General features: G+C 51.8%; 9 protein-coding genes. 1 reads left to right on the top strand and 8 read right to left on the bottom strand.

Annotated elements, in window-relative coordinates:
• Positions 1-14 precede the first annotated feature (14 nt).
• Complete coding sequence (gene thiH / locus Q0340_RS04370; protein WP_298082318.1) at positions 15-1148, bottom strand: 2-iminoacetate synthase ThiH; 1134 nt, start codon at positions 1146-1148, stop codon at positions 15-17.
• Positions 1149-1367: 219 nt separating this feature from the next.
• Between thiH and Q0340_RS04365 the strand changes: the two genes are divergently transcribed.
• Positions 1368-1985 carry a tetratricopeptide repeat protein gene (locus Q0340_RS04365; RefSeq protein ID WP_291939819.1) on the top strand — a complete coding sequence of 206 codons (618 nt, stop codon included), beginning with the start codon at positions 1368-1370 and terminating at the stop codon, positions 1983-1985.
• 352 nt (positions 1986-2337) lie between these two features.
• On the opposite strand, the gene Q0340_RS04360 is transcribed toward Q0340_RS04365, so the two are convergent.
• From Q0340_RS04360 to Q0340_RS04330, 7 genes are all read right to left on the bottom strand, one after another.
• Positions 2338-3099: a thiazole synthase gene (locus tag Q0340_RS04360; protein WP_298082317.1), complete on the bottom strand. Its 762-nt coding sequence runs from the start codon at positions 3097-3099 to the stop codon at positions 2338-2340.
• A gap of 440 nt (positions 3100-3539) precedes the next feature.
• Positions 3540-4334, bottom strand: coding sequence for a sulfur carrier protein ThiS adenylyltransferase ThiF (gene thiF, locus Q0340_RS04355; RefSeq protein WP_298082316.1), 795 nt, complete (start codon positions 4332-4334; stop codon positions 3540-3542).
• A gap of 1061 nt (positions 4335-5395) precedes the next feature.
• Complete coding sequence (gene thiS / locus Q0340_RS04350; protein ID WP_177388158.1) at positions 5396-5599, bottom strand: sulfur carrier protein ThiS; 204 nt, start codon at positions 5597-5599, stop codon at positions 5396-5398.
• On the bottom strand, positions 5592-7184 hold the full coding sequence (locus tag Q0340_RS04345; RefSeq protein ID WP_298082315.1) for an ABC-F family ATP-binding cassette domain-containing protein: 1593 nt from the start codon (positions 7182-7184) through the stop codon (positions 5592-5594). Before Q0340_RS04345 ends, thiS begins: the two co-directional genes overlap by 8 nt.
• A 215-nt stretch (positions 7185-7399) precedes the next feature.
• Positions 7400-8527, bottom strand: coding sequence for a cation diffusion facilitator family transporter (locus Q0340_RS04340; protein ID WP_298082314.1), 1128 nt, complete (start codon positions 8525-8527; stop codon positions 7400-7402).
• A gap of 18 nt (positions 8528-8545) precedes the next feature.
• Positions 8546-8926 (bottom strand): hypothetical protein, encoded by a 381-nt coding sequence (locus Q0340_RS04335; protein ID WP_298082313.1) that lies wholly within the window; start codon positions 8924-8926, stop codon positions 8546-8548.
• A gap of 365 nt (positions 8927-9291) precedes the next feature.
• A complete protein-coding gene (locus tag Q0340_RS04330; protein ID WP_298082312.1) occupies positions 9292-10485 on the bottom strand; it encodes a tetrahydrodipicolinate N-succinyltransferase N-terminal domain-containing protein in 1194 nt (397 codons plus the stop codon).
• Positions 10486-10742 lie beyond the last annotated feature (257 nt).

The raw sequence follows: 10742 nt of genomic DNA, 5'->3' as shown, positions 1-10742 counted from the left end.
GCATATCTGCGCTCTCACACATAGATATACTCGCTCATCAGCGGCTGCAGCCCGCCTGCGCGGATCGCCTCGCAGACCTCGCTTACGCTGCGCGCGTCGCTGATCTCGAACTGCTCGTCGCCCCTCTGCTCGCTGTGCCCGCCGATACCCACGCTTACGCCCGCCGAAATTTTGCTCGCCGCGATCCTGATCGCATTGTCGCGGAAGCCCGCCCTCTCGCGCGTGGAGATCGTGATATGCGCACTTGGCAGCAGCAGCCGATACGCGCACATCACCTGCAGCAGCTCGCGCTCGCCGACGTCCTTCGGGTTTATTTTGTCGTTGTTGATGATCGGGCGCAGGCGCGGCACCGAAAAGGAGATCTCGGCGCGCGGGTACTTGCGCTGAAGCAGCCACGCGTGCACGCCCGTGGCAAAGGCATCGCGGCGGAAGTCTCCGAGCCCCAAAAGCGCCGCGAAACCCACGCCGCGCATACCGCCTCTAATCGCGCGCTCTTGAGCTGCGAAGCGATACGCAAAAACGCGCTTGTTGCCCGCAAGATGCAGCTGCGCGTAGCGCGCGGGATCGTAGGTTTCTTGAAAAACGGTGACGAAATCGACGCCGCAAGCGTGCAAATAGGCGTAATCGGCGGAGTTTAGCGGATAAATTTCGACGCCGATTACCTTAAAATACTGCCGCGCGAGCTCGCAGGCGCGCCCGATGTAGCGCACGGGGCTGTTTTTCTCGCTCTCGCCGGTGAGGATTAAAATTTCTTCTAGCCCGCTCGCCGCGATCGCCTCAAACTCCGCCTTTAGCTGCGTCTCATCGAGCCTTGCGCGCGCAATTTTGTTTTTGCAGTTAAAGCCGCAGTAAACGCACAGATTGTCGCAGTAGTTTGAGATGTAAATCGGCGTAAAAACGGCGATATTGCTGCCAAAATGCGCGGCTTTTTCGCGCGCTGTGGCTTGCGCGATCTGCTCCAAATGCTCGCCTGCGCGCACGCTTAATAGCGCCGCAAAATCGCGTAGAGTTCTGTTTTTCGCGCTGATCGCCCTTTGCACGTCAGCCTCGCTCGCCTCCTCGCAAAAACCCTCGCGCAGAGCAAGCGTACGCTGCATTATCTCGCTTCCGATATCCTCCATGCCCGCTAGATAGCCGGTTCCCATCATCTTTAAAATTTTCCTTTTAAATTTTCATTTAAATTCTACGCGGCACGTTTGCGCGTGCAAATTTACGCGCCGCAAAGTTTATTTTCGTTTGGTTTAGAAGCGCATTTTAGCAGGATTTCGGTAAAAAATTTTAAAACGGAGCGCCCCGTTCGCATTTTAAATTTTAGTGATTATTAAAAGATGAAAGAATATACTTTCGTAAAATTTTAGGGAGAAGTAATGAAAAAAATCATCTTAGGTTTAGCCCTGTTGGGCTCTTTGGCTTTTGGCATAACTTTTAGCAAAGAGCAAGTTAAACAATTTGAGCAAAATTGCGAAGCAGGTGATTTTGAGGCTTGCAGTTACGCCGGCGCTCTTTATAAAAATCCGACCTTGTTCGGGGGAAACGCATCCGATAGGGATTATAAAAAAGCACTTTACTACTTTAAAAAGGCTTGCGACGGAAACGATTATGTAGCCTGCTCAGATTTGGGAGCAATGTATCATGGTGGCAAAGGGGTGAAAAAAGATTATAAAAAGGCTGTCGAACTATTCGATAAAGCTTGCGACGGCGGATATGCAGACGGCTGCAACAATTTAGGTTATATGTATGCAAATGGTAAAGGGATTAAAATGGATATGACGCGGGCTATGGGATATGCCAGAAGAGCCTGCGATGCGGGAAGTTGGATGGCGTGCGGGAATTTTGCTTCAGTTCTTGAAGCAGGTGGCGACAGAGCAAGGGCGACACAATACTATCAAAAGGCCTGCGAAATGGGCAAAAAACACCCAGGGTTATTCGGCTACGATAAAGACTCTTTACGAGAATACTGCGATAAATACGACATGCTAAAATAGCCCGCCGATCAATCGGGTTTCTCTCGATCGGGCTGCTTTCAGCCCGATTAAATTTTAAAATTTGATCGCCGAGCCTGCTGCGCGCTACACCGCTACCAAATTACTTTTCGCTGCAGCGCTTTAAGACGCCTAGCAAAGTGCGGAATTTACGTCGTTCGGCATAGGGCTTAACAAAGCACGCTAAAATTTAACTCACATGGCGCAAATTTGCACGGCGCGAAATTTTAAAATTTCACGCCATGTCTATCGACCGCTATGCCGAGCTACGCTATATGTATTTATGGCTCAAGAAAGGCAAATTCCGCGCAAAAAACACGGCTCGCGCAACTAAGCGCGTTTAAAATTTTAATCGCTACCTCAAAAATCCCGTTAGCGGCGAGCTTGCGCTGGCCGTCTTAGAAACGGCGCCGAGCCCCGCCAGATAGGCATCGCGCCCTGCCTGTACGCCGAGCGCAAACGCCCGCGCCATCAGCGCCAGATCCCCGCTCGTGGCGATCGCCGTATTTACCATCACCGCAGCGCAGCCCATCTGCATCGCCTCGCAAGCCTCGCTAGGCGCGCCGAGCCCCGCATCTACGATGATCGGCACGTCGATTTCGTCTAGCAAAATTTCGATCATCCCGCGCATCATCAGCCCGCGATTGGAGCCGATCGGCGCGGCCAGAGGCATCACGGCGGCGGCCCCTGCGCTTACCAGATCGCGCGCGACGCATAGATCGGCGTGCATGTAGGCAAGCGGCACGAAGCCCTCGCGCGCCAGGGCCTCGCAGGCTTTGATCGTCTCGGCGTTGTCGGGCAGAAGGTATTTGCTGTCGCCTATGATCTCGATCTTTACGAAGTCGCCGCATCCTAGCTCGCGCGCGAGCCGTGCGATTCGCAGCGCCTCCTCGGCGTTTCGCGCGCCGCTGGTGTTCGGCAGCAGCGTGACGCCGCGAGGGATGAAATCCAAGATATTGCGGCTCTTGCTTTCGTTCACGCGGCGCAGCGCAAGCGTGACGATCTCGCAGCCCGCATGCCGTACGCAGGCGTCGATCATCGCGTGATCGAACTTGCCAGAGCCCATTATCAGGCGCGAGCTAAACTCCCTGCCGCCTAAGATCAGTTTATCGTCCATTCTATCCTCTTTAGTTTAAATTTCGTTTTCACATACGGCACAAATAGCGCAATATCAGTGCTTGCGCGGCGCATTATACACAGCGCGAAATTGCGGCACAGATTGTGCGCCTTGCTTCTATCACTATTTTAACGCGCTGCACGACGACGCGCTCAAGTTTTAAAATTTCTCGTCAAATTTTATACCACGACACAAAAATTTTAAAATTCTACTTACCCACGAGCTAGGCACGGCAAAGGGTTAAAATTTCGTCGTTTAAATTTAAATCTCGCGGCTAAATTTGCACAGCGCGCAGCAAATTTCACGCCGTTTTAAAAACGCGCGCCGTATGTCGCCGAAACGCTCGCCTGTTTCTCAAAATAATCGCGCAAAGCTAAATTTAGCGGCAATGTACAAGGCGCGTAAATTTAGAAATGCGGGCGCGCGATGAGCGGCCGGGCCTAGCCCTCCTCGCCCAAAATCAGCCTAAGCGCGACGTTTGCCTGATGTGCGGCACAGATCGCTACGCGCGGAGCGAGCAGCCCCACGCCCTGAGCTGCAGCGCTTTTGCGGTCGCCGCAGACGAAGACGTTTTTGCCGAGCCGCGTCGTGCGGATCTCGTTGGCGTCGCCGCTGCCCGCCATACCGCTAGCGCAGATCAAAAAGCGATCCGTGCCGCCGAATGCGCCAAAAATCATCGCTTTCGCCGCCGCGTCGTCGAAGCACTCGCAAATTATACGCTCGTTTTTTAAAATTTCGGCTACGTTTTGCGCGGTAAGTAGCTCGTTTAAGGTTTGCACGCGCACGAACGGGTTTATACGCGCGATTTTTTCGCGCAGAGCGGCCGTTTTGGGCTTGTAGAGATCGCTGATCTCGTACTGCTGGCGGTTCAGGTTGGTCGGCTCGACGATGTCGAAGTCGATCAAAAAAAGCTCGCCCACACCCGCGCGCGCAAGCAGGATCGCGACGTTGGAGCCGAGCCCGCCGAGCCCGCAGATCGCTACACGCGAGCCTTTCAGCGCCTCGTTTACTGAAGGGGCGTTGCGAGCAAACATCAGCTCGCGAAGCTCCTGCGGCGATAGCTCCGTACCGCGGGCAAGCAAAAAGAGCTCATCGCCCGCCTTCAGCTCGCAATTCTGCGTGCTCGCATAGCCGTTTATCACGGCGATCTCACCGCTAAATTTAACCTCGCGCTTCAGCCCGTCAAGATCGCTCGCGCCCGTTTCGTAAGCTTTGCCGTTTAATTTTATCTGCATTTTGATCCTAAATTTTATCTTTTTGCGCGCCCAAGCCTCGCCGCGCGAGCTTCGACCCTGTGCCTTTTTGCGTCACGCAAAGCCGAAAATTTTAACGATTCTACGAGCTGTAGCGCGCAATTGCTCGCTTCGCACCATGGCGATTTATACTTAAGACAAATTTGCGCGGTCTTGATGACCGAAGCTCAGCCCGCCGCCATGATTGAGCTCAATTAGCCAACGCACCCGCACTTGAGCTTAACGCAAGTGCGCTTTGTCTTGCGACTAGCGAAACGCTACGATCAATCGCGCGTAAACCCGAAGCAAGCCCAATCGATAAAATTTTGACGCCGTATCGTGCGCTTTGTTTTGACCGGCCTTAAGCTTTTTAAATTTATCGCGCCGCCCAAATTTAATCGGCGCAAGCCGCTTTTTTACCGTGCGCCGCGCAACAAAGTCGCATTCCCGCTCCTTTTTACGTCGCAGTATTGTAACGCGGCATATCGATAGATCTCCGAATCGATCCGTTAATTTTACGTACTGAGGCGTGCCGCCGAACGCGGAATTTTATGTTTAATATAAATAGATCACGCGGCACATACAGTGTTTACGAGCTAATTTAGCGCGCTCGCGGGTAAAATTTGCGCGTCGGGTGCCGTTCCCTAGCGCGACGAAGTTAAATTTTAAAGCCCCGCGCTCAAGCTTGCAGCGCCGATACAGTTTTAAAGCCCACATCTGCCGCCGCGGCTGGCGACGCAAAATAACGTTCCGCCGCAGCAATAAAAATTTAAACTATATCGCCGCGGAGCGAATTTTAAAACTCCTGCGTCCTGCCGCCGCGACTCAATTCGCTTATAAAATTTAAAAGCTCGCCGCAGGCGCCGAGCTACCGCAGCTTCCTCATAAATTTAAAAACCCAAACGCGCTATGTCTCCGCTCCGCCGTATCATTTAAAATTTTAACGATACGCGCGCAAATTTTAAGCCCCAGTCGCTGCGTTGCCGCACCGATTAAATTTAGCAACTTCCGCGCGGATTTAAACCTCGGTCGCTGCAATTTTAACATAACCCAAAGCTCCGACCTCAGCCGCCGCCTACGAACTCGACGATTTCATATTTTTTGCCGCTTGAGATCTGCGTGCGCTCCCACGCCTCTTTTTTTAAAATTTCGCCGTCGCGCTCGAGCGCTACTAGGCGCAGATCGTGTCCGCGCCGGCGCAAAAACTCGCTCACGCTCATATCCTGCGCCAGCTGCAGAGGCTCGCCGTTTACGCAGATCTCAATCATCGCTCGCCCCCAAGCTCTCGCGATACTCCTCGTAAGTGCCCCTAAAATCGACGATTTCGGCGTCTCCTTTGAGGTGTAAAATTCTATTTGCAAACGCGTCGATGAGCTCGCGGTCATGGCTCACACAGATCGCGCAGCCCGTGAAATTATACAGCGCTTCGCCGAGCGCGATGATCGCCTCAAGATCGAGGTGGTTGTTGGGCTCATCTAGCACCAGCAGATTCGGGCGTTGCAGCATTAGCTTGCTTAGCATCACGCGGTGTTTCTCGCCGCCGCTTAGGCTGCCCACGCTTTTCTCCTGCTCCGCGCCGCTAAAAAGCATACGTCCAAGGCATTTGCGAATTTCATCAAGATCCCTATTTTGCGGGCTTTGTAGATATTCGTAGAGCTTGAGCTCGCCTGAAATTTTATTATTCGTATCCTGCGCGAAGTACCCGGGCTCGATCGTGGCGCCCATGTGCACCTTGCCGCGCTGCGGCGCGAGCTCGCCCATGATGATCTTGCAAAGCGTGCTTTTGCCCACGCCGTTTCGCCCGATGATGCCGATCTTATCGCCGTGAGCGAGCTTGAGGTTGAAATTTTTCAGAATTTCAATCTCGCCGAAGCTCATATCCACGCCGCTTAGCTCTAAAATTTCATTACCGATCTCGCGCGCGGGCTTGAATAAAATACTAGGTTCCCTACGCGAAGAGGTTGCAAGCTCGCTAAGATCGAGTTTGTCGAGCTGTTTTTGACGGCTCGTGGCCTGCTTAGCCTTGCTTGCGTTGGCGCTGAAGCGAGCGATAAATTTTTCAAGCTCCGCCTTTTCTTTGAGCTTTTTCTCGCGCTCGAACTGCGCCTGTTTGGCTATGAGATTGGATGCGATGAACCAGTCATCGTAATTGCCGCTAAATTCGCGCACCCTCCTAAAATCCACGTCGAGGATGTCCGTGCAGACGCGGTTTAAAAAGTGGCGGTCGTGGCTGATGACTACGAGCGTGCCCGCGTGGCGATTTAGCTCAAACTCGAGCCACGAAATGGCGTCGATATCGAGATTGTTCGTAGGCTCGTCCAAAAACAGCGCGTCGGGGCGCGGGAAGAGCACCTGCGCGAGAAGGACCTTAAATTTATCGCTCGTCTCGATCTCGCTCATCTTTTTATCAAAGTCGTTCAGCCCCAGCGAGCTTAAAATTTTCTCAATCCGCGTTTCGTACTCGTAGGCGGGGTCCTCCTCCGCACAGATCATCTCAAGCTCGCCTAGGCGCTCGTTTATCTCGTCGTTAAACTTGCCCGCTTCGTAAAGCTGCGTCTTTTCGCGCACGGCGTCATAGAGGCGCTTGTTGCCGTAAAGCACGGCATCTTTGACGCTGAAGCTTTCGAAGGCGAATTGATCCTGCCCCAAAACGCCGATTTTAAGCCCACTTTGTATTAAAATTTCGCCGCTGCTTGCTTCGATCTGCCCGCTTAAAATTTTAAGTAGCGTCGATTTGCCCGCGCCGTTTGCGCCGATGAGACCGTAGCGCCTGCCCTTATCGAGGCTTAAATTTACGTTTTCAAAAAGTAGCTGTTTGCCAAAGCGCATCGTTAGATCTTTGATTTCAACCATATTTTTCCTTTTAAATTTCTCTTTGCGTTGCCTTACGTGCGGGCTTCTGCCAGGTTTTGCACCCAAATTTCATCTCGCGGTTTATTGCGGCTTTTGCGCCGCGCCGAACCGCGGTAAATTTCTCCTATTGTAGCTTAAAATTCTGAAATTTCGCCGAAGAGGCGCGAGCCGGCGCGATTAAATTTAGACCGCCAAAGCTAGAGCAATTTAAAATTTTAACCGCTGTAATCGCTATCGCGAGTGATGATGAGCGTGTAGTTCGGATACGCCGCGCGCACCTGCTTGCAGACCGCGCGAAACGTCGCCTCCATATCGGGCGCTGCGAAATCGACGATGACGTCGAAGCTGATCGAGCGCTTTTCCTCGTCGAGATAAAACCCATGTATCTGCGAGACGAACTCATGCGAAAACGCCATCTGCTTGATATGCTCGTAGATCTCGGCGGCGCGCGGATCGTTCCTGTTAAACGCGTAAATTCCTACGGTGTCTAGGATGATATTAAATTTCGCAAAAACGGCATTTTGTATGCGGCGCGTAAGAGCGTCGATCTGCGCTGCGGTCGTGTCCTCTGCGACTTCGATATGGATGCTGCCGACCATTTTATCGGGTCCGTAGTCATGAAACATCAGATCGTATGCGCCGATGACGCCCTCAAAGCCCCGCACGACGTCGTAAATTTCATTCGTCAGCTCCAGACTCGGACGCGAACCCAAAAGCTTGCTGATCGTGTCGCGCAGAATTTCATACGCCGTTTTGATCAAAAGCGCCGAAATTATCGCGCCCAGATACGCTTCCAAGCTCAGCCCAAAAATAAGCGAAATCAAAGCCGCTACGAGGGTGGCTAGCGATACGAGCGCGTCGTATTTGGCGTCCACGCCGCTTGCGATGAGCGAGTCAGAATTTACGCGCTCGCCCGTCTTTTGAGTATAGAGCCCCAGGCTAAATTTCGCCGCGACCGCTACGGCGATGATGACGAGCGAAACCGCATTATAATTCGCCGCTTGCGGATGAATGATCTTTTTGATCGATTCAACGAGCGAGACGCCGCCGGTGTAGAGGATAATGACGGCGATTACGATCGCGCTTAGATACTCGATCCTGCCGTGTCCGAAGGGGTGTGCGCGATCGGGCTGCTTGCTAGCAAGATGCACGCCCACGATCGTAATGACGGACGAAAGTGCGTCGCTTAGGTTATTTACTGCATCAAGTACGATCGCGATCGAGCCTGAGATCAGCCCCACGACGCCCTTAAATGCCGCTAAAATTACATTTGAAATGATACCGATCGCACCGGTGCGAATGATGATTTTATCCCTGCTATACGCCGCTTGAGGCACTTCCATTATCTCTCCTTTGAAATTTTACTCTAAGCCGCAATCGCTGCGCGTGTAGGTCAGATCGGCGATTTTTTCGCCGCTTTGCAGAAATTCTCGCACGCCTATGCGATTTAGACCGCCCGCTTTCATCATCGCGCATACGTCCTTTTGCCTGTTGACGCGCAAAATGCTTTCAAAATTTTGCTTGATTTTGGGATCTACTTTGTCCCAAATTTCATTTTTTAGAATCGTGGGAATTACAAATTTATCGCCCTCGCATGTAGCCGCGCTCAACTCTATATTTTTAGTCGCGGGGTGACTGTGCCCATTTACGGCGTCCGCCAAAGCCTTGCAGCGCTCGGCATCTCCCGCAAGCGCTGCGCTGCAGATAAATACGCCGAATAAGGCGAGTATAAATTTTTTCATTTTCATCTCCTTATTTTTATTTGAAATTTATCATATTAAAATTTTAAATTCAATCTATTTTTGAAATTTAAAGACCTATTTGCGCGACGCAAATCCGCTAGCCGCCAAAATTACTTACGTTAAAATAGCGGCGTAAATTCCATAAATCACCGCTAGAAATTTTCTAAATCGCGGCAAAAATTCTTTAAATTCCGCGTAAAATTCTATGAGCGGAAATTTTTGTGATGGATCATCACATGCTATCGCTCAAAGCGGTGCGCGACGAGATCCGTCCGTATCTTTTTTAACTCGCCGTTTAAGTTATAGATTTAACGCAGTTTTGAAAAGCTCCAGCCAATCCGCGCCCGCCGTTTAAATTTATAAATTTAATGCAGTTCCGCGTTGAGTTTGATCGCACGCTTGCTAACGCTTGCCGTAATCTGCCCGCTTTGGCTGTTTTGGCGGAAGTGCAGACCGCTAAGCCCAGCAAGCTCAAGCCCTTTATAAATTTCACGATCAAACGCAAAGCTTGGATTTAGCGCCGCTAGCGCCTCGCGATCCTTTTGCTCGATAAAAACCTTCGTGCCCTCAAGTACCGCAATACCGGCATCCACGATGCAGCGGTCGCCTAGCGGAATGCCCGTTACGGAGTTTGCGCCCAGCAAGCAGTGCTTGCCGATGCTCACAGCATTGCCGTTGGTGCCGCTTAGCACGCCCAAAATCGACGCGCCGCCGCCTATGTCGCTGCCCTCGCCCACGACGACTGAGCTACTGACGCGCCCCTCGATCATAACGCTGCCGGTCGTGCCTGCGTTGAAATTCACATACGCAGCGCCCGGCATTACGGTCGTACCCGCAGCGATATGCGCACCCAAACGCACTTTCGCATCGTCTAAAATCCGCACGTTTTGCGGCGGTACGACGTGGCTTAGGTAGCGCGGAAATTTATCGACGCTGATGATACGCGGATAGCGGCCCTGCATTTTTAAAGAGATTTCGTTTTCTCGCAGCCACCAAAGCTCGATCGGACGGGCGTTTTCGTCCCACGCGACGTTCGGAAGCACGCTAAATGCGCCGTCTAGATTGAGCGTGCGCGGCTCGCAGAGATTTAGCGAAAGCGCGTAAAGCTTGAGATAGATGCTCTCGACGCTTTTTGGCGCGGCATCCTCGAAGATGAAGCTAGCGCAAAAGCTTGCGTGCTCGTCCGATTTCATCGCCTCTTTAACCGCAAGCAGCACCTGTAGATTTTTGTGTGCGCCCTCTTTGGCGTCTGGCTGTAGAAATTTTAAAGCCTCGATCGCCTTTTTTAGGGCTTTGTGCGTTAGCGGAAGGACGCACTCGCTACCGCTAAAATCCATGACCTCACCGCATTCGGTTAGAGCATGGATTAGCACTGCTGCGCTTGTTAGCCCGTCTTTAAAATTTACGTGCGCGTAATTTACGCTTAGGCTTTTGTGCCCCTCCGCGCACCCCTTAAATACGCGCCCGACCGCCCACATGATCGGATCGCGATAGCCCTTTGCGGCGCGAACTTTATCTGCAAAAGCTCGCAGCTCGCTTAGGCTTTTAATCTCTTTCATATTTAATCCTTAATCGCAAAATTGCGCGGGAGTATAGCTAAATTTAATTTAAAAGGGGATTTGAAAAGGCGCATGAATGGAATTTAAAAGCGAAAACACGCGCTTTTAAATTCTTGATTATTTTGTTTTAGATTATTTGGTTTCTTGTAGTTTTGCTGCGGACTTCTTATCTTGCTGTTGCTCCGGCGAAACAAAAATACTCACATCTTCGCTAGGGACTTTCTTTCTTATTATATGATCACAGGTAGCACCAATGC

The organism is uncultured Campylobacter sp., from assembly GCF_938045595.1.
Classification (GTDB): Bacteria; Campylobacterota; Campylobacteria; order Campylobacterales; family Campylobacteraceae; genus Campylobacter_B.
This window is presented reverse-complemented; position numbering and strand designations above follow the sequence as displayed.